16 protein-coding genes are annotated in these 18,487 nt (G+C 63.2%); 8 read left to right on the top strand and 8 right to left on the bottom strand.

Annotated features, from left to right (window positions below):
* Positions 1–383: 383 nt before the first annotated feature.
* The 5 genes from C4900_RS17065 to C4900_RS00275 all read right to left on the bottom strand — a co-directional run bounded on the left by C4900_RS17065 (position 384) and on the right by C4900_RS00275 (position 6,127).
* Positions 384–806: a DUF4870 domain-containing protein gene (locus C4900_RS17065; RefSeq protein WP_114282096.1), complete on the bottom strand. Its 423-nt coding sequence runs from the start codon at positions 804–806 to the stop codon at positions 384–386.
* Between the two features lie 538 nt (positions 807–1,344).
* Positions 1,345–2,481 (bottom strand): hypothetical protein, encoded by a 1,137-nt coding sequence (locus C4900_RS00290; protein WP_147267087.1) that lies wholly within the window; start codon positions 2,479–2,481, stop codon positions 1,345–1,347.
* A gap of 171 nt (positions 2,482–2,652) precedes the next feature.
* Positions 2,653–3,612, bottom strand: coding sequence for a glycosyltransferase family 2 protein (locus C4900_RS00285; RefSeq protein WP_211306691.1), 960 nt, complete (start codon positions 3,610–3,612; stop codon positions 2,653–2,655).
* Positions 3,613–3,656: 44 nt separating this feature from the next.
* Positions 3,657–4,064 carry a GtrA family protein gene (locus C4900_RS00280; protein ID WP_170132355.1) on the bottom strand — a complete coding sequence of 136 codons (408 nt, stop codon included), beginning with the start codon at positions 4,062–4,064 and terminating at the stop codon, positions 3,657–3,659.
* A gap of 803 nt (positions 4,065–4,867) precedes the next feature.
* Positions 4,868–6,127, bottom strand: a complete 1,260-nt coding sequence (locus C4900_RS00275; protein WP_065969648.1) for a DDE-type integrase/transposase/recombinase — start codon at positions 6,125–6,127, stop codon at positions 4,868–4,870.
* 98 nt (positions 6,128–6,225) lie between these two features.
* Here C4900_RS00275 and rfaQ point away from each other — a divergent pair, with 98 nt between their 5' ends.
* From rfaQ to C4900_RS00260, 3 genes are read left to right on the top strand one after another with little or no spacing between them, the layout of a single operon-like run.
* Complete coding sequence (gene rfaQ, locus C4900_RS00270) at positions 6,226–7,377, top strand: putative lipopolysaccharide heptosyltransferase III (RefSeq protein ID WP_211306689.1); 1,152 nt, start codon at positions 6,226–6,228, stop codon at positions 7,375–7,377.
* Positions 7,362–8,501, top strand: coding sequence for a glycosyltransferase family 4 protein (locus tag C4900_RS00265; RefSeq protein WP_170132354.1), 1,140 nt, complete (start codon positions 7,362–7,364; stop codon positions 8,499–8,501). The genes rfaQ and C4900_RS00265 overlap by 16 nt, the downstream gene beginning before the upstream one ends.
* Positions 8,494–9,612: a glycosyltransferase family 9 protein gene (locus C4900_RS00260; RefSeq protein WP_114282090.1), complete on the top strand. Its 1,119-nt coding sequence runs from the start codon at positions 8,494–8,496 to the stop codon at positions 9,610–9,612. Before C4900_RS00265 ends, C4900_RS00260 begins: the two co-directional genes overlap by 8 nt.
* A gap of 7 nt (positions 9,613–9,619) precedes the next feature.
* Here C4900_RS00260 and asnB read toward each other — a convergent pair whose 3' ends face one another.
* The 3 genes from asnB to C4900_RS00250 all read right to left on the bottom strand — a co-directional run bounded on the left by asnB (position 9,620) and on the right by C4900_RS00250 (position 12,661).
* Positions 9,620–11,437: an asparagine synthase (glutamine-hydrolyzing) gene (gene asnB, locus C4900_RS00255; RefSeq protein WP_114282089.1), complete on the bottom strand. Its 1,818-nt coding sequence runs from the start codon at positions 11,435–11,437 to the stop codon at positions 9,620–9,622.
* Between the two features lie 687 nt (positions 11,438–12,124).
* Positions 12,125–12,283: a hypothetical protein gene (locus C4900_RS15890; protein WP_170132353.1), complete on the bottom strand. Its 159-nt coding sequence runs from the start codon at positions 12,281–12,283 to the stop codon at positions 12,125–12,127.
* 120 nt (positions 12,284–12,403) lie between these two features.
* The gene (locus C4900_RS00250; protein WP_168185452.1) at positions 12,404–12,661 is read right to left on the bottom strand and encodes a hypothetical protein; all 258 of its coding nucleotides are present in this window, start codon (positions 12,659–12,661) and stop codon (positions 12,404–12,406) included.
* A gap of 494 nt (positions 12,662–13,155) precedes the next feature.
* Between C4900_RS00250 and C4900_RS00245 the strand changes: the two genes are divergently transcribed.
* From C4900_RS00245 to C4900_RS00225, 5 genes are all read left to right on the top strand, one after another.
* Positions 13,156–14,142, top strand: a complete 987-nt coding sequence (locus tag C4900_RS00245; protein ID WP_170132352.1) for a glycosyltransferase family 9 protein — start codon at positions 13,156–13,158, stop codon at positions 14,140–14,142.
* 230 nt (positions 14,143–14,372) lie between these two features.
* Positions 14,373–15,512 (top strand): glycosyltransferase family 9 protein, encoded by a 1,140-nt coding sequence (locus C4900_RS00240; RefSeq protein ID WP_114282087.1) that lies wholly within the window; start codon positions 14,373–14,375, stop codon positions 15,510–15,512.
* A gap of 18 nt (positions 15,513–15,530) precedes the next feature.
* The gene (locus C4900_RS17060) at positions 15,531–16,469 is read left to right on the top strand and encodes a glycosyltransferase family 9 protein (RefSeq protein ID WP_114282086.1); all 939 of its coding nucleotides are present in this window, start codon (positions 15,531–15,533) and stop codon (positions 16,467–16,469) included.
* A 249-nt stretch (positions 16,470–16,718) separates the two neighbouring features.
* Positions 16,719–18,107: a hypothetical protein gene (locus C4900_RS00230; protein ID WP_114282085.1), complete on the top strand. Its 1,389-nt coding sequence runs from the start codon at positions 16,719–16,721 to the stop codon at positions 18,105–18,107.
* A gap of 124 nt (positions 18,108–18,231) precedes the next feature.
* Entirely contained in the window at positions 18,232–18,483 is a 252-nt protein-coding gene (locus C4900_RS00225) for a hypothetical protein (RefSeq protein ID WP_114282084.1), read from the top strand.
* Positions 18,484–18,487 lie beyond the last annotated feature (4 nt).

Here is an 18,487-nt window from a genome sequence, read left to right as displayed (position 1 = left end):
GATCTCGCGACACGCGAGATAAAGACCGGTGGCCGCTAGAGCAGGGGCGGTAGTGGCGGCGATATTAAATGACAGGATGGGGCCGCCAATCGAGGTGATGCCCGAAAGAGGAATGGCGAGCCCGGGTATGCATGTAGTCCAGGCAATATTTTGGCCGATGGGGGCCCATATGAGATGCGTATAGAGGAAGCTCGAATGACTCGCTAAAACCCGAGACCAGCGCGCGAACCACCACAGGAACACCATGGGGTCCGTAGAGTCTGTCCCGGCGATCTTGCTGCGCCAATCGAAATGGATGGGTAGGCCCAGGAGAATGATCGATGCCACGACGTAAAAAACGACCGCAGAGATATGTTGCAGAGGACGACGTATCTTGTGTTGTTTCACAGACATGCGTCCATAAAGCGCGTTGGGTAGGCGGGGCCCTGACTGCGCGCGGCCGCCACAGCGGAGCGCACACTTAACGCTAGGTTCGTGAACCACGCTGCAACGAATGTCAGTACACAAAGGATGGCTATGGATATAGCCTCGGGGCGCTGGAGCAGGGGGGCTAAAGATCCATTCCCAAGCAATATGATCTCTTTGTTCGTGATGCGACATTTGTCATAGAGACTGACTAGTCCTATGTAGATGAAGAGCATGGCGCCCTGGAACCTTGCCGCAGCGAGGCCATGCCGACTCAACCAGGAAGAACCCCGGTCGTGGTACACATACCACAGGATAAGACCTGGCATAAGTCCCAGTAAGAACCCCAGGGCGTGGGCGCTTACGGCAAGCACTCTCTGTTTATTCTGATTCCGCGTCATTCGATATGGCCTACAGCTGTGGTTAATGTCACGCGAGAAGGCCCGGACACCTCGATACAGTATTGTTGATTCTGTTGCGGGGCTTTACGAACATTTGTGTGGAACGATCTTTGTTCCTTTATTTTGCTTCGGATGCCACCTGATTGTCGCTCGTTGGGCCTGTCAACCGGTGATTGGCGGTGCCCCCAGCGCGGGGGTGGCCGGCGGGTGCGCGGGCGACGGATGGGCCCTCTCAGGGTCGCGGATACGAGATTAGGCCACCACATCTTGCGTCTCGATGAGCGCAAGAGGGACCGATGCTTGAAGCCTAGGCGCCGGCACGCGGAAAGCCCGGCTGGTTGGAAGGCCCGTCCCTCCGCGTCTGCGCACGTTTGTAGGCGTTTGCCATGGGTGGCCTTAGGCGCTAGGCCCGCCGGTCGGCCCCCCGTGGCTGCGCTGCCCACAGGATGTGGCCCGTCTTGAGTCACCCGGCGATCAGACCATACAACCTTTAGGGGGCGCCAGGGCATTCGTGCGCCAGCGGATGTTTTGAGTGCTTTCATACCACCCAGTAGCCGGCAACGAATAGGGCGGTCTGGACGACAAGCGTCAGGGCGAAGAATAGTAGGATCCCGCTGGTAATTCGCGGGAATCGTGAAGCCATGGAGCCAATAGCGATAAAGGCCGGAATCGCGATGAAGACTAGGCGCGCCGTGGATACGGGGCCTTGTACAGACCCCAAGAGCCACAGGTAGGCGACCAGAACGAGCGCGGCGTACAGCATCATAACGCGAGGCAGCCTTCGCCTAGCGTACCAGAGGGAACAGGCAAGGATAACAAAGGTGAGAGTGTTGAGCGTGTTCTGCAGAGACGCCTCAAAAACACGGAGGGGCTGCGTGTTTGCGAAAGGAATGAGGGACATAAGAAATTTTGAATAGCCACCGCCAAAGACGCCAGCCAAAGTGAGGAATCGGTAGACATGCGTCGCCAGCGGGAGGTGTCCCCATGCACGCTGGACCTGTAGAAATGCCAGTGGATCGCCAAATCTGGCGTAGAGAAAGCCCGTATAGGACAAGAAGCCTGATATTGCGAGCGCACCCATCGCGAGCAAGGAGCCGAAGGTCCGGCCCATGTCCACATCCGACCCTCGGAAGCGATCATGGATATAGGACCCGCATACAACCATGCTCAAGAGCATCATTAATGGCCCGGCAGCCGTACCGATGCCGGCGATGGTGGCAGCCAGCCAGTAACGGCGGGCCAATATGGCCCACAATCCCAACATAACGATGACATTCATAAGGGAAGTGGGGTAGCCAGCTAAATAGAACTGGGCTCCGGGATAGAGCATGAGGGCATAGGTCGCTAAATCGCGCCGTATATCCGCATTGGCATGACGGAGCAGGGCCGAAAAGATCAGCGGCAAAGGGATCGCGAAGAGCAGAGAGGGAATGATGGCGGCAGCCGCCCACGAAAACCCGAGACCGTGAAATAGGCGCTCTATCAACGGGTATAATGGAAAAAAGGCGACGTTCTGCTGGATACCGGCATGACCGTTCCAGGCATAACCGTGCTCTGCAATACTAAGATACCATCCCCCGTCCCAGAACCAGGCCCTACGAAAGAGTCCGCCGTTGACCCATGTCGGGCCGTGCGGCAACACATGCAGGCCCAGCCATACCCCGAACACGGTCAAGACCCCGTAAAGGCCTAGTGCGCGGATCCATACCCGAACGACATCGCTATGCCGGCCCATTGTTTGGCGCCAGGCCAAGCGGGCAAAAGTCCGGTACGCGGCTGGGCTCGATGAGTCGCTGGGCGGCACTTGGTTACAGCCTTGGTACATCCAATCAGCTCCTTGTGCCCTTTAATGATTGGCGGGAGATGGTGGCAACTCGGCGATCCTGCGATCGGCCTCAAGGGGATGGCGGATAATATAGACTGGCCGCCCCTTGCTCTCATCGTAAACACGCCCCAGGTATTCGCCGATCACACCGAGGGCCATCAACTGCACGCCGCCTAGAAAGAGCAGTGCCACCATGAGGGAGGGGTAGCCCTTGACAGGATTCCCAAAGAGCAAGGTCTGAACCAGAAGGTTCAGGGCATAGAGAAAGGACAGCAGCGACACGGCAAGCCCCAGGTAAGAGGCGACACGCAGCGGGGCATCGCTGAACGACAGGATGCCATCCATGGCAAAACGCCAGAGACGCACATAATTCCAGGTCGTGTGTCCGGCCTGCCGCGGAGCCCTGTGGTAGCTCACCGACGTGGTGCGAAATCCTACCCAGGCAAACAGGCCCTTCATGAACCGTCGGCGCTCGGGCAATTGTCGCAAGGCGTCCAGGACCGGGCGGCTCAGGAGTCGGAAGTCACCCGTGTCTTCCGGGATCGGGACCTTGCTGATGCGGTTGAATATTCGATAGAAGGCGTGCGCGCTGGCGCGCTTCACGAGGCTCTCGCCCTCGCGCGACAGGCGCACGGCATTGACCACGTCATAACCCGCTCGCCAGTGGGCGACGAGCTCCGGGATGAGCTCGGGCGGGTCCTGGAGATCGGCATCCAAGGGGATCGCAGCCGCCCCTCGGGCGTGATCAAGACCCGCGGTGAGCGCCGCCTCCTTGCCGAAATTGCGCGAAAGGTCGATGACTCGGACGCGGGGGTCTTTATCCTGCAGGGCCGTTAAGGCGCCAAGCGTCTCGTCACGGCTGCCATCGTTCACGCAGATGCACTCCCAGGTCTCGGGACACGCGGCCATGACGGCGCAGATCCGCTCATAGAGAGCACGGATATTGGCGGCCTCGTTATAGCAGGGGACCACGAACGACAAGACGGGTTGATCGTCGAAAGCGGCGGACGCAGGGCCTGCGCTGTTCACGAGAAGACCACCCGGCGGGTCGCCGTGTAATTGAAGGCAAGGCCGGCGAGCGAGCCTGCGGCCACCGCCCAGACCGGCTCGCGCGCCACGACCGGCACAGCGAGGACAAGCATGCCATAGACGCCGTTATTGACTACCCACCCCACGGCATTGGCCGAGACATAGCGCGCCCATTCCTGGGGGAGCGTGAGACGACCGGCGCGATCCCGAAAGGTCCACGAACGGTTGCCAAGCCAAGTGACCGTCACCGCCACCGCAAACGCCACCGCCTGGGCGACCAGCACCCCCACCCCGAGCTCGGTCAGCCCGAGCACCACCCCGGCATCGACCAGGAACCCGGACGTACCGACGAGCGCGAAGGCGAAAAGTCGGCGATATGATTGCCCGGTAGCCTCTGCGGCCAACGGAAGCCCCTTATTGTCTTTTTGGGAGATGGGCGAAAAGTATAGCAGACTTCGGGATTTTCGTATCCGTCGACACACCCCGGAAGGCTCGGCATCGTGGCGGCCTGCCGAACCGTGACCCAGGCAAAACGCGGGGTACGGCTGTTCCTGGATAGCATGGCGCACACGTTCACGCCAGCATCATGGTCTCGCTCAAAACCTCCAGCACCTGGGCGAGTGTCGCCTGGGAGCCGTTCAAGCGGATTAGGGTCTGTGAAAGAATAACCTAGACCGTTAACTGAATTGGATTACATTCCCTTGCATGGATCCGTGAAAGCGGGTGCTGCGCGAGAGATTTATGGTCATGCTGCCGCTTGGGATGAGAGGTAGCGGCGGATATGGGTCACGGTCGAGGCCCGAAGTTACGGACAAGATGACGCCCGGGCGCGGCACGCGCGCGGTATGAGCTGTCAAACGATCTCGGGGGCAGGAGGACCTGGAAGCGGGCGCGCCACCCGAATGGGCTCGGACCACGGGCGAGTGTCGCGTTGCGGGGCCGCCTGCCGGTGATGTCAGTGGCCACCGGGGAAAAGGGTTCATACAGCAACTCTCAATGTGCAGCCATAAAATCCGGAACACCCGGTGGCGGTGTAGGAATGCCCATACACGAGCATTTGTGTCAGCTATTGGGTAGCTGTGCCCACACACGGGCACGCTATCGGTTATTCATGATCGGTGCCCACTAAGAATGGCTGAGTCCTCGGGCTCTGCGAGTCCTTTCCAATTCAGAAATGAGCCTGAAGGAAGGCGGTAGGTGAGCCCCCTCAGGCGGCCGGGTTTTGGGCCTTGTTGATGGAACGAAAGAGTTCAGCCCTGGCCTGGTTGAGGCGTTGGGCGGCCTCATTATCGCTGATGGCATAGGCGATTGCATCCAGCTGTTTGAAGGTGATGCCGGGCTTCAGGTACTGGTGGGCCTCGGGCAGGGACTTGAGCTTGTCGTAGGGGGTCATCATGTCCTCATAGCGGTAGCGCTTGCGGACCCGACCCTTGTCATCGACCGCCTCGGTGGGAAAGAAGCAGGGCCGGTGGAAGTTGAGATAGGGCGAGAGCACACCCTGGGTGAAGGCGTTGACCTGGCTTGCGAAGCGCCCGGGGATGTGGGCGTAGCCGAGGTGCTTGCGCACCACCGAGCCGTTTTTGGACTCGACCAGGGCGTTGTCATTGGTCCTGCGGGCGCGGGACTTGGTGAACTGCTCGATGCGCAGCTTCTCCAGCAAGGCGACGACGCGCGTGTTGATGTACTCCGAGCCGTTGTCGGCGTGAAAGCCGAGGACAACGAAGGGGAAGGCCTCGATGAGGGCCTCCAGGACCGGGAGCAGGAAGTGTTCCGAGATGCGCTCGACGGAGCCAACGAACTGGAACTGGGAGACCTCGTCGACGAGGTTGATGTGGTAGAGCCCCTTGATGCCGTCGAGGTCGCCCTGATGGACGGAATCGACCCGCAGGAAGCCGGGGCGCCCCTCGGGGCGTGGCTTTCGCCGCTCGCCGATGTTGACCTTGACCGGGTGGGTTTTGTCCACGGCGCCGCGCACCCGCCGGTAGGTCTGTGACTGTCTGAGGTTGTAGAGGTGGCCGTTGGAGATGCGGGCCAGGCGCTCGTAGCGCGCATCGTCGAACACCTCGTAGGCGCGCTCGCAGAGCTTGCGGGTGGCCGGTCCCGAGAGGGCACCGTGCAGGGCATCGAGCTCGGCGAGCAGGCGCACATCGGCCGGGGTGTAGCGGCGGGCGAAGGGCTTGGCGGGCGGGCCGCGGCGGTCGCGGATGCGGCCGGTATCGCGGAACTGCTGGATGAGCCGGGTCATTTGCGCCCGAGACAGGCCGGAGACCTTCTCCAGATAGCGCCGCACCAAGCCCTTGTCAGCCTTGCCCTGGCGGGTGTACCGGAGGCGGCGCAGCTCGGCGACAATCCACTCGTAGGTCACCTCGCGGGCCGGGGCCTCGAAACCGAGGGGTTGGGTACCTTCGAGGAAGGCACGGATGTGCTCCAGCGTCTGGAGCCCTTGGGTCTTGAGGGTCACGATCATCATCCTCCGATGATGCCCAACCCCGGCCCCTTCAGGCTCACCTCACGTTGGAATCACACCCCTCCTTCAGGCTCATGTGTCATTGGACAAGGCTCTGCGTGGACAAGCCGACGGGGCTTCGTTATTGTGATGCGATGCTCCCCGATGCTATCGATCCCGCCGTCGTACGCCGCGCCCTCGTCATAAAGTTCCGCCACCATGGCGATGTCTTGCTGGCCGCGCCTGTATTCCGGGTCCTGCGCGCCTTGATCCCGAAGGTCGAAGTGGATGCCTTGATCTATGAAGACAGCCTCGACATGCTGCGCCTCAATCCCGACATTGCCACCATCCACACGATCGACCGGCGCACGCGCGACCTGCCGTTCTCCCGGAAGATCGCCGCCGAAAGACGGCTGCTGACAGCCCTGAAGGACCGCCACTACGACCTTATTGTGCACCTCACCGAACACCCGCGCGGGGCCGTGCTTGCCCGAATCCTGAAGCCGCGCTACGCGGTCGCGCGCCGCTATCCGGGACGGCGGGGGCGCTGGTGGCGCAAAAGCTTCACGCACCTCTATGATGTCCCCGCCCGCCAACGTCACACCGTGGAGACCCATCTCGACGCCCTGCGCCGATTGGGGCTCATGATACCGCCCGAAGAGAAGGCCTTGCGCCTAGTGGCGGGACCCGAGGCCTGGAGCGGCGTGGATGGGCGCCTTACGCGGGCCGGGCTTGCCGCGCGCCCGTTTCTCGTCATCCACCCGACGTCACGCTGGCTCTTCAAGGCCTGGCCCGCAACCTCCATGACCGCGCTCATACGCAAGCTCCAGGCCGCGGGACACACCCTCGTCGTGACATCAGGGCCCGATGCCGCGGAGCGCCAGGTGATCGGCGAGATCCTCGCACCGCTTCAGCCCTCGGATACGCTCATCGACTGGAGCGGGACACTGACCCTGAAGGAACTCGCCGCCCTTTTGCAAAGGGCGCGGCTCTTCATAGGCGTGGACTCGGCGCCGATGCATATGGCCTCGGCCATGGGTACACCCGTGGTCGCCATCTTCGGGCCGAGCGGAGACCAGGAGTGGGCGCCCTGGCAGGTACCGGCGCGCGTCCTCACCGCCTCGACTTATAGTTGCCGGCCCTGTGGGTTTGCCGGCTGCGGCGACGGACAGTTGAGCGAATGCATGGGGGCGGTGGGAGTCGACGAGGCCTTGCAGGCCATCACGGACCTCCTCGAGGACACGAAGACACGCGCATGCGCGTCGTCCTGATCCGCCAACGCTACCGCCCCGACGGCGGCGCCGAACGCTTCGTGGCACGGGCCGCCCAGGCCCTATCCGCGCGGGGCGTGGAGATCACGCTTGTGACGCGCGACTGGCCGCAGGGCACAAGCGACATGCGCATCGAGCGCTGCAATCCCCGCTATCTCGGTTCGATCTGGCGGGACCTCGGATTTGCCCTGTGTGCCTGCCGCAAACTGCGCACGTTCAAGGCAGACCTCGTGCAGAGCCACGAGCGCATGGCCTGCGCCGACATCTTCCGGGCCGGCGATGGCCTGCACCGCAGCTGGCTTGCGCAACGCCGCAGGACGACCGACCTCTGGGGGCGGATCCGGCTGCGGCTCAACCCCTACCACGTCTACGCACTGGCCGCCGAGGCCAAGGCCCTCACGCACCCGCGTCTGCGCGCGGTCATCTGCGGGTCGCGCATGGTGCGCGATGAGATCGCCGCCGCCTTCCCGCAGACCAGGGGCAAGCTCGTGGTCCTCTACAATGGCGTCGATATCCGACACTTCCATCCGGACGTAAAGGCCGACCACGATGCGGTGCGGCAGCGCCACGGCATCCCGTTTGGCAATACCGTGTTCGTGTTCGTGGGGTCGGGCTTCTACCGTAAGGGGCTCGCCGAGGCGATGAAGGCCATCGCCTTGTTGCCCGCCTCGGCGGGCCTGCTGGTGGTCGGGCAGGACCGACACGAGGCGCGCTACCGGCGGCTGGGGCAGACGCTCGGGATCGGAGACCGCCTCTGGTTCGCCGGGCGCCAGAGCGATCCCCGGCCATTTTATGGCGCCGCCGACGCCTTCATCCTGCCGGCCCTCTACGATCCCTCGCCCAACGTCGTGCTCGAGGCCATGGCCTGCGGGCTGCCGGTTGTCACGAGCCGCTCGGCCGGGAACTTCGAGTTGCTCGTCGAGGGCGAGACCGGCTTTGTTCGCGATGCCCTCGACACCGATGGTCTGGCAGAGGCCTGCGCGTCACTTCTTGACCGCGCGCGCTGCGCGGCGATGGGTCAAGCGGCGCGCACAGCTATCGAACCCTACGATCTGCGGCTCATGGGCGAACGTTTCGTAGCCTTTTACGAAGACCTCCTGCGCGCGAAGAGCGATCATGACTAGGCGTGCGAGCCGGCTCCCTTTGCGCACGCGTATCGCCTGGCATGCGCTCGCCCGCGGCCGACGCCGGCCGCCTTCGGAAGACGTCCGTCGTATCCTGGTCGCACATAATCTGCTGCTCGGCGATACCCTGATGCTGACGCCGCTCGTGGCGCGGCTCAGACACCGTCACCCGAAAGCACAGCTCGTCATGACCTGCCCGCCGGCCTTCCTCCCGCTCTATGAAGGACAGCCCTACGGTCTGACAACCGTACCGCTCGAACCCCGCGATCGCCACAGCCTGACCCGGCTGCGCGCCCTCGGGCCCTTCGATCTCGCCATCGTACCCGCCGAGAGCCGCCATGGCTGGCTGGCGCGCGCCGGAGGCGCCCGGTGGGTACGCGGCTACGCGGGCGGCGCCTGGTATTACCGGGTATCGCTGGACGAGGCCCTACCCGCACCCGACCGGCTTACCACCCTGCCCGACATGATGGCAGCACTTGCCGGTGATGCGTCGGCCGATGACGAGCGCTTCAACCCCAAGGACTGGCCGCCCCCTCGGCGCGGCCGATTCACACCGCCCGACATTCCATACGCCGTCTTGCACCTCGGCGCCGGCTCGCCGTTGCGGTATTGGCCCGCCGAGAACTGGCGAGGCGTGGCATCGACGCTGGCGCAGCAGGGCCTCCATGTCATCTTGAGCGCGGGCCCAGGACAGGAGGCGTTGGCGCATGCGGCCGATCCCGAGGGGCGGTTCCAGAATGTCGCTGGGCGACTGGACCTGCGCGACATGTGGCATCTGCTGGCCGCGGCCCGGATTCTCGTCTCACTGGACACGGGGATCGTGCATCTCGCGCGACTCACCACCACCCCGTCGGTGGTCTTGTTCGGGCCGGGACAAGCAGCCCTCTACGGGCCAGGGCTATTTTACCGCGACATCCCTTATCGCGCCGTGACTGTCACGGACATGCCGTGTCGAAACGAAACGCTCCTCTTTGAAAATGACATATCCTGGGTCCAGATCTGTAAGCGCGAACCCGAGGATTGCTCGTTTGGTGCCCGCTGCAGCGCTTGCATTTCTCAAGACGCAGTTATGGACGCGGTCGTGGAGGCGCTGGCCGAGAAACAGGCCTAACCGACCATCAAGTCGCGAGGCCAAGCGAGCGCAGGGTGACATCCAGCACGAGCAACTGGTAGACCGGCTCGGCGAGCTTGTCGAGGCCAGCGATGTAGGCCGCGACCAAGGTATCGACGCGTTGCGCCCGGAGCTGGCCGTCGGTCGCAGCCCCCAACCGCGCCCCAAGGTCCGGGAGCCGCGCAAAGAGGTCTTCGCGCAGCCAACGGTTCAGGGGTGGCGAGAAGCCGCGCTTCTTGGCGGTCAACAGGCCCTCGTCGCGGCAGACTTGGCAGGTCTCGACCAAGGGGGCCTTGGCGGGACGCGTGAAGCGCCGGTTTGCGGGCAGGCCGGTCACGAGATCCACGAATCGGTGGTCGAGAAGGGGGGCACGCAGCTCAAGCCCATGCGCCATGGTGCATAGGTCGCCCTTGCGCAGGATGTACTCCGGCAGGTAATTGGCGAAGTCGATGGCCAGCAGGGCGGCGAGACCCCTTTGGTCCGAGGGGAAATCCCGCCAATGCACGGCGGGGGCCCCAGGGAGATCGGGCTGCAGGTAGCGGCGCACGGCCGGCGACAGCCCCGAGAAGCGCAGCACATAGGCCTCCTGCCAGGTCAATCCCAGCTCCTCACGCCAGCGCGCCGGCTTTTCCCACGGCAGGCCATCATAGGCAAGCGAGATCGTGGCAGAGCCGCGCCAGCGGCTGCGCAGGTGCTGGCGATAGCGCTTGTAGCCGGCGAACAACTCATCGCCCCCATCGCCGCCCAGCACCACCTTGACCTCCGCGCTTGCGGCCCGCGCGAGATACCAAAGCGGCAAGGCACTGGGATCGGCGAACGGCTCGTCGAGATCGGCGACGATGCGGTCGAAGTCGTCAGCGAGACGCGGCTCCACGGGTATCGCCCTATGGGCGAGCCCCAGGGCCTTGGCCATGCGCGCCGCCTGCGGCCCCTCGTCGTAAGCGGTCCCGGGGAAGGTTGCGGTAAAGGCGGTAATGTTCGTATAGCCCTGGCGCACAAGGCTCGACGCCACCACCGCGGAGTCGATGCCGCCACTCAGAAAGATCCCCACAGGCCGGTCGGAGGCGGTGCGCAGAGCCACGGCCTTATCGAGCGTCTCCCGGAAGTCGCCGGGCGCAGGATGAGGCTGCCAATACCGGCGCAGCTCGGGCGGACGTCCTTCCCCGAACTCCCACACGAGGCTAGTGCCGTTGGCCAGGCGTTTGATGCCCCGCACCAAAGTCTGCGGGGCCGGGATATACCGGTGGGCGAGATAGGCATCGACGGCCTCGGGGGCGATGCGGGCCTGGCCCCCGAGATAGGGAACCAAGGCGCGCAGGGTGGAGGCGAACGCGAAGTCCCCGCCGTCAGCGTAGTAGAGCAGGGGCTTTAGGCCCAACCTGTCACGCGCGGCGAAGAGCCGTTTGGAACGGAGGTCGAGGATGACGAGCGCGAACATGCCGCGCAGCCGCTCGATGAAGGCATCTCCCCAGGCCTCGTAGGCGTAGAGAATGAACTCCGTGTCGCTCGTGGTGCGAAAGGCGTAGCCTTGGCGTATCAATTCAGCGCGGTCGGCCTCGTAGCCGTAGACCTCGCCATTGAAGCAGATCCAGATATCCCGGCGAGCATTGGCCATGGGCTGATCGGCCTCGGGGCGCGGATCGCGGATACTAAGGCGCGCATGCAAAAGGCCGGCCGTACCTGCGCCGTCCGTCTCCCGAAAAGACCCGTCCCACATCACGGCCTTTTGGGCATCGGGGCCGCGGGTCTTCAGGGCCCCGAGCATCGCCCCCCACTGCCCCGGGTCGACGACGCGCCTACCGACAAAACCCCCGATCCCGCACATAAACCCTCCCGTAAAGTCCGGGCATCATAGCAAGGCCGGGCCGCCGTAAGGGACATTGGGCACCCCCCCTTCGGCGGGTCTGTGCGCACGACGCCCACCCCGGGGGCTTCAGACCAGACTGCGGGTCAATGGCCATCCTTCGAGGCGACGGGCCTTGGTCCCTCATGCCGCCCCTGCCGCCAAGACCGTGGCGGTTGCCGGGCTATCGACGGAGGATCTTCCGCGTTGGCTCACCCAAAGGCGTGCGGGCCCAAGACGAGTCGGCCAATCCGGGCAGGGCCTGTCGGCAAAACGGTCTGGGTCGGCTCCGGACCCGGAGCAGCGCCAAGATCCGTGCGCCGATGGAGGGCGTGCGGACTTTCTCAACGGTGCCGGCGCACCGGATCCGACCGCGTTTCCGTTCCCCCAATCATGGTCCGCCATTTCGCCCGTGGTTCTGGACAGACGACATGATCCGTACAAGCCCGCCTTCGAGAACGGATACGGTGGGCCCATAAGCCATAAGTCGTGCCGCGGGAACCTCTTGGATGCGCGCGCGCACGACAGCGGGATCCGCGAACCGGTAGGCAAAAAGAGCCGCAACAAACGGTCGGTCCTTTTCGCGTCCAGCCGCCAGTTTAGCGACGGCCAGATCTGCGGGATCGAGGGCGGGCCCTACTGCGCTGCTGGCCGGGCTCTGGATGGACTTCAGTTGCTTACCCAGCCGTCGGGCAAAATGGCGGTATCCAATCCAACGGCCTGCGCATAATACCCGAAGGTTTCATGGAACATGGACCGCTCTCCAATCGCCCCCTCAACGAGGTCGGTGAGATCGGGAGCATCGAGCGCCACGATATCTGCCTCCATGGAGGCCCCAATACCCCCGGCGGCTCACTGACCACGCCGATGATGGATTGGGATCCGCTAATCAGAAACCGATCTTGTTTTGTAATAGCCGACGCGGCTCGCAGGATATGTTCGAGGCTTTCACGATTCACGCCGGTAAATCTCCCGAAAAATCTCCATCCGGCGAGCCTGGGTGATAATGCCGCAGAATGGCGAACTCTGGCGCAGGCGATCCCCCTCTTCCGTGCGCGCCACCATCGCCGACAGGACGCCCTCCAGCGGCCCCGCGAGGATTGCGGACCAAACATCCAGATCGCGTGGCCCGCTCCATCCCGGCTGCTGTTTCCAGCGGGCGATGTTCGCGCGGGCCCGATCCAGCATGGCGGGATTGGCGCGCACACACTTCGCCACCTCCTCATGCAACCGTAGGTTGAAGTGGTCAATTTGTGCGTGGGTGCGAACGGGGGTGGGCCTTGGCGCCGTCACGGGATTCATCGGTCGCGCGGGAAGCCCCGGCCTTTGGGTCGGGGTGGGGCGCGCAACGGCATAAGCCGCTCCATTCCCGCATCCTCCTTTAACGAGTCACGGCCCCTGGGGCGATTATAGTCCTGCCCAGTCCGCGCCTCAAAGAATTAAGGATATCACCGCCAGTAAGCGTGGCTTTAGAGATTCCTCGGGGAGACGAGGCCGGCGCGGGCAAGCCCGTCCTTCGGTGCGGCTGCGTCGTCATTGCCATAGGAGCGCTAGCCGTCCCGCAACGCAAGGGTTGTGGCCCGGGCATCCGGGTTGGGCGACGCGATCCATCGTGGTCGGGTTTCTATAGGATGATTGCATCGGTCTTTCGGAAATGTGCGCACGAGCGCCCGCGATTCCGATACACTATCGGGATGTCTTTGCCACCGGACCCCGCCCCCCGACCGACGCGCGAGGCGCCGCGCATTCTCGTCGTCCGTCGGGATAATATCGGCGACCTCGTATGCACTCTGCCCGTATTCGAGGGGATCCGGCGCCGCTACCCCAATGCCCACATCGGCGCGCTCGTCAACTCCTACAACGCCCCGCTGCTCGACGGAAACCCCCACATCGATCGCGTACATGTCTATACCAAGTCCAAGCACAGACCGGATGGAGGGATGCGAGCGCTCGTGCGTGACAGGCTTGGGCTTGTCGCCGGGCTGCGCAAAGAGCGCTATCGGACGGTCCTGCATGCCGGCAGCCGCCCACGCTCCGAGATGCGCGCCCTGACCCGACTTGCCGGCATCTCCGAGCAGATCCTGGACCAGGGCACGAACCGGCCGCTTCACGAGGTCGAGAGGGTCTACGGGCTGTTGCGCACGCTGGATATTCCCGGCCCGGCGCCCGCACCGCATCTGGTGCTGGCCCCGCAGGCGGTCACGGACGCCCGCGAAACCTTGGCGGCCCATGGCTATGAACAGGCCATAGGCCTTCACATCAGTGCCCGAGAAGACGAGAACCGCTGGCCCCTGGGCCATTTCGCGGCCCTGATCCGCGAGGGCGCGGGCCGCGGTCATCGGTTCGTGGTGTTCTGGTCCCCCGGCGAGGCGTCGCGCGCCGAGCACCCGGGAGATGACGCGCGCGCCCGCGAACTGCTCGACCGATGCCGGGACCTGCCGGCATTGGGCTACCCCACAAGGGATCTCTTGAGTCTCGCGGCGGGCCTTAGCGCCGTCCGCGTGCTCGTGGGGTCCGATGGGGGCCATGTCCATATCGCGGCCGCCGTGGGAACACCGGTGGTCGGCCTGTATTGCAATCACAAGGTTATTCAGTGGCGCCCCTGGGGCGCGGGCCATGTCGTCCTCCACGGCAAGCGCGTGGATGCCATACCGGTCGACGCCGTGCTCGAGCGCCTATGGCGGTAGGCTACGCGAGCCCTGCAGCCACCGTTGATTTCTGCTACCCTGGTGCGGTGCTCACACCCCGACACTATTCGCAGCCAAACAGTTGGGCCGCGGGCGATCGCGTTCGCTTTCCGCGGGCGCCGACGCGGCCGGTGGGGCATGTGGCGAATTCGCGGGGCGTATGGGCCTTGGTCTTGAAAGGGGAGTGGAGGCGTTGCTTGCCAAAAGCGACCGGGTAGCAGCGATCGACAATGAGCAAGCGAAATAGCAAGACACCAACGCGGCTAATCATCGGCGCTTTTGCAGCCACGCAATTCTTGGCGCGGCGCGCCTCCCCACACCGGGTCAATCGGATTCTGGTAAGCCTTTATTACGAAGGCCTTGGCGACGTGATATTGTTGACGCCATTAATCGCGAATTTGCGCAAACTTTATCCGGGCGCCTCGATTGTTCTGACAATCCCCCCAGCCTACGCGCCTTTGTACGCCAAGCATCCTTATGGCCTCACCGCCATCCCCTACGACCGGCGCGATCCCACCACCTTCTTTGCGCTCAGAGACAGCGGCCCCTATGACCTTGCGGTGGTTCCGTTCGAGAATCGCCAGGCGTGGCTTGCGCGCGCGGCGGGGGCGCGGTGGGTTCGGGGATTTGAAGGCGACAAGTGGCACTACCGCTTGCCCGTCGATGAGCTAGTCCCTTATCCGCCAAAGATCGAGCCCGTGAGCGACATGTGGGCACGCCTGGCAGGCGGGGACGGATCGGCGGTCTACGATCCAGCCGATTGGCCGGCGCCCCCCCTCGGCCAACCCTTGACACACGATGGTTCTTTCGCGGTGTTGCATCTCGCAGCCAGCTCGCCTGTTCGCGACTGGGAGCCCGACAGATGGCGCGCGATCGCCGACTGGCTGACGCGGCGCGGCCTTACGGTCATCCTGACAACGGGACCAGGCCAAGGGCATATTGCCGAGGCCGTCGATCCGGAAAAGCGACATGTCCAGTACCGGGGCACATTGGGCCTTGCAGACCTCTGGAACCTGTTGGCTGAGGCGCGACTTCTTATCGTCCCGGACACCGGGATAGCGCACCTCGCAAAGCTCACTCGAACACCAACCGTTGTTCTGTTTGGCCAGTGTGACCCCGCCTTTTACGATCCCGGGCGATTTTGGCAGGGCATGGCCTACCAGGCGCTCTTAGTGCCCGACATCAGCTGTCGCGATCAGCCATGGTACCTTAGGCGGCGTGGCGTCCTCGCGGGGCTTCGGCGCTGCATGAGAGGCGCCGACGAATGCATAAACGACAGGCGCTGCATGCGCGACTTGACGCCGGGGCTCGTTCTCGATGCGGCACAGAAAGTGCTGGATCAGGCAGCGCGTGCGTGCGTTGGCCCCTGAACGGATAACGCGGCTGATATGCGAAGCTTCCTTGTGATCCGGCGCGACAACATTGGTGACTTAGTATGCACCACGCCACTCTTCGCGGTTCTGAAGACGCGCTTCCCGGACGCCCGCCTGTGCGCCCTCGTCAATACATATAATCGGGCAGTGCTGGATGGCAATCCGCTCATCGACGCCGTTTATGCCCTGCCAAGCCATGAGGAAAAGCGGCCCGGCCAGAACCTTCGGGCTCGACTTGCGGAAAACATGGCGGCGCTTTCGAGATTACGCAAAGAACGCTTCGAGTGTGTCATCCAAGCGAGCCGATCAACGCGACGCAAAGATAAGGTGTTGGGTTATCTCGCTGGATGTCGGCATTATTTGACGCGATGCCATGACCCGGACACCGGGCATGAAGTGGTCCGGACCCTGTCGGTGCTAAACGGGATAGGGCTATATCCGCAACCTGCCGCGCCTTGCGTCTATCCCGACCCGACGGCTGTGGCCCGCACGCGGGCGCTGTTGGAACGGAGCCCGGCAGGCCCGGCTCCCACCGCTATTCATCTGAGCGCGCGGAGCCCGGAAAAGCGTTGGCCGCTCGAACGATACCTCGAATTTTTGCAAAAAGCGGTGGCGCTTGGCGGACGGTTCGTGGTGCTCTGGTCTCCCGGCCCGAAATCGCAGCCAGGGCACCCCGGGGACGATGACCGGGCAGCAACGCTAAGCAAAGAGCTCGTCGGCCTCCCAGTCACGTTTTTTCGGACGGATATGGTCGCCGACCTTATGGCCGTGTTGGCCGCATCCTCGAATCTCATCGCCTGTGACGGTGGGCACTGCCATTTGGCAGCGGCCCTGCGGGTCCCGGTGCTCGGCCTCTATTGCAATAGATTCATCAATGATTGGCGACCTTGGGGGGGGTGCATCGGATCGTGGGCGCGGCGAGCGTTCCGGAAATCACCGTGGACAAGGTTTTAGGGGCGTTTCTCGAGCTACCACGAGCCGTTGGCGATCAGGGGATCGGATATTAGTAGTGATGCCGCAGACAAATCTTGGCTTATGCGCGCTCGATCGGAAGGCGCGAGCGCTTCAGGGGAAGGGGCCGTGGGTTACTCGGGCCCAGTGGGACTGCGAAAATAGGGGCGTGGCGAACGGATCCGGGCAAGGCTCGGCCTGCCGCCGGGCTATGGCCAACATCGTCGGCATGAGGAAGGAGGTCAACCGTAGATGATTATGTTTAGGAAGTTAGGGGCGCAGCTTCAAGAGGGCGCGCCGTGCGACGCCGTGCCGGTCGCTGACAAGAGAATGCTCCTTATCCTTGGTTTGACCTGCTGTCTGGCGCTCGTATGGCCACTGCCTCACTCGATCGCGCTTCGGAATATTTTAATGGTGATTCTTTTGAGCGTCCTTATACCCAGGACCCAGTGGACGCGATTGGGCGAGCTCGTGGCCGGGCCCGCAAGGGCGATCACAAGCCTTTATATGCTCTTCACCCTCTGGATCCTGGTCGTAGCGTTCTTTATTTCTCCGTTTCCGCACTGGAGCCTTTCCGAAATCACCGGGCAATGGTTTAGCGCAGCTGTCGCTCTGGCGCTAGGGGCATTGACCGCCAAGCAAGCCGGTGACCGCCTGGGGCCGGCGGCGGTCATCGGCTTGCTTGGCATCCTCAGCATCCAGGTCCTTGCGGTCGATGTCCAAGGGCTTTGGATGCTGCTCCACGGCGGCGATTGGACACACATGGCGCGACTGGGGGGCTTGACTGCCGGCCCCGGAAAGGCGAGCTATCTCACCAACTTTCTTCTAAGCGCCCTAATTGCTGAACTGAGCTTACGCATGGAGGGGCAGCGGGCTCTTCGCCTAGCACAAGGAGCCTTATGGGGCCTTCTTGGCGCTTGTTTGCTGAGTATCTATTTCGAGGCGATGCGTAACGAGCTTTTTGATGTCGGCATCTTTATGCTGTTCGTGGGGTTTATCGGCTACCGGAAGTACTCACGGACAGCGCCGGGGCGGGCACTTTTTGTGGCGTCCGTCAGCCTGATTGTGATAATAGGGGCGAGCGCTCTAGATGTCGTACTCGATCCGCGATGGAGTAGTTTATGGGCGACGATCCCGATCGCGCTTGACACGAAACAGCACCTAGCGTGGTTGAACGGACGGATTTTCCCGTTACCGCATCTCCCCAATGGCCAAATCGTCAGCGCATCGAACTATCTGAGAATAGCGTGGATCAAGGAGGGGCTGCGTGCGATTGCCGCTCACCCTCTCGGGGTCGGCTTTGGGCGCTCGGCGTTCGGTCACGCGCTTAGGCTTAAGTACGGAAGTCTGGTGGGCGATACGGGCCTTAACAACTCGCTGATTACGATCGGCATCGGTACCGGGATCCCCGGTCTCGCTTTATGGGTGGCGTGGTTTTTCTCGATGGGCAAATTGGCGATACATAACTTCTCCGGGCATGGCGCGTTTTATGCTCGATTTTGGCTGCTTATCATACTTTCTTTCGGCATAAGAATGGCTATGGACAATGACATGCAGAACTACACGCTTGAGCAGTTTCTTTATTTCATTGGTCTACTCTGTCCTTTGGCCAGCGGGGTGGTCCGGCGGAAGGCGGCTTAGGTACCGCTAATAAACAAGGGATAATCAGGGGGCCATCTGCGGTAGGCCCGGGTTTCATGGGCACGGCGGCGGGGATGCTTGGGCAGGAGGTTCGTGCGGCGGGGCCGCGCGGGGTTGGGCGCACGTGACGGATAATGCCGCGAGCGAAACGGGGCGTCTGGACTACGGTGGCGGCTCGATCACGTCGCGGGCCTATCGTCGGTCGCGCAAGACGATCCACAAAGGGGCGCAGGAACTTAAGGAAGGCACGCCGCTGGCCGGCAGCCCCGGTACAGACTCCAAATCCATCACGTCGCGCGACCCGGAGCCGGTGCCGACCCTGGAGGGGCTGATCGACGAGCGGGCGCCTAGCCGCCCAGGATCAGCGTTGCGGTAGATCT

The sequence above is a fragment of the Acidiferrobacter thiooxydans genome (assembly GCF_003333315.1).
GTDB lineage: Bacteria > Pseudomonadota > Gammaproteobacteria > Acidiferrobacterales > Acidiferrobacteraceae > Acidiferrobacter > Acidiferrobacter thiooxydans.
This window is presented reverse-complemented; position numbering and strand designations above follow the sequence as displayed.

Coding starts and splice junctions, on each gene's coding strand:
- C4900_RS17065 (WP_114282096.1), bottom strand. CDS start 806: ATGACGCGGAATCAGAATAAACAGAGAGTGCTTGCCGTAAGCGCCCAC.
- C4900_RS00275 (WP_065969648.1), bottom strand. CDS start 6,127: ATGATCGTGACCCTCAAGACCCAAGGGCTCCAGACGCTGGAGCACATC.
- C4900_RS00265 (WP_170132354.1), top strand. CDS start 7,362: ATGCGCGTCGTCCTGATCCGCCAACGCTACCGCCCCGACGGCGGCGCC.
- C4900_RS00260 (WP_114282090.1), top strand. CDS start 8,494: ATGACTAGGCGTGCGAGCCGGCTCCCTTTGCGCACGCGTATCGCCTGG.
- asnB (WP_114282089.1), bottom strand. CDS start 11,437: ATGTGCGGGATCGGGGGTTTTGTCGGTAGGCGCGTCGTCGACCCGGGG.
- C4900_RS15890 (WP_170132353.1), bottom strand. CDS start 12,283: ATGGAGGCAGATATCGTGGCGCTCGATGCTCCCGATCTCACCGACCTC.
- C4900_RS00240 (WP_114282087.1), top strand. CDS start 14,373: ATGAGCAAGCGAAATAGCAAGACACCAACGCGGCTAATCATCGGCGCT.
- C4900_RS17060 (WP_114282086.1), top strand. CDS start 15,531: ATGCGAAGCTTCCTTGTGATCCGGCGCGACAACATTGGTGACTTAGTA.
- C4900_RS00230 (WP_114282085.1), top strand. CDS start 16,719: ATGATTATGTTTAGGAAGTTAGGGGCGCAGCTTCAAGAGGGCGCGCCG.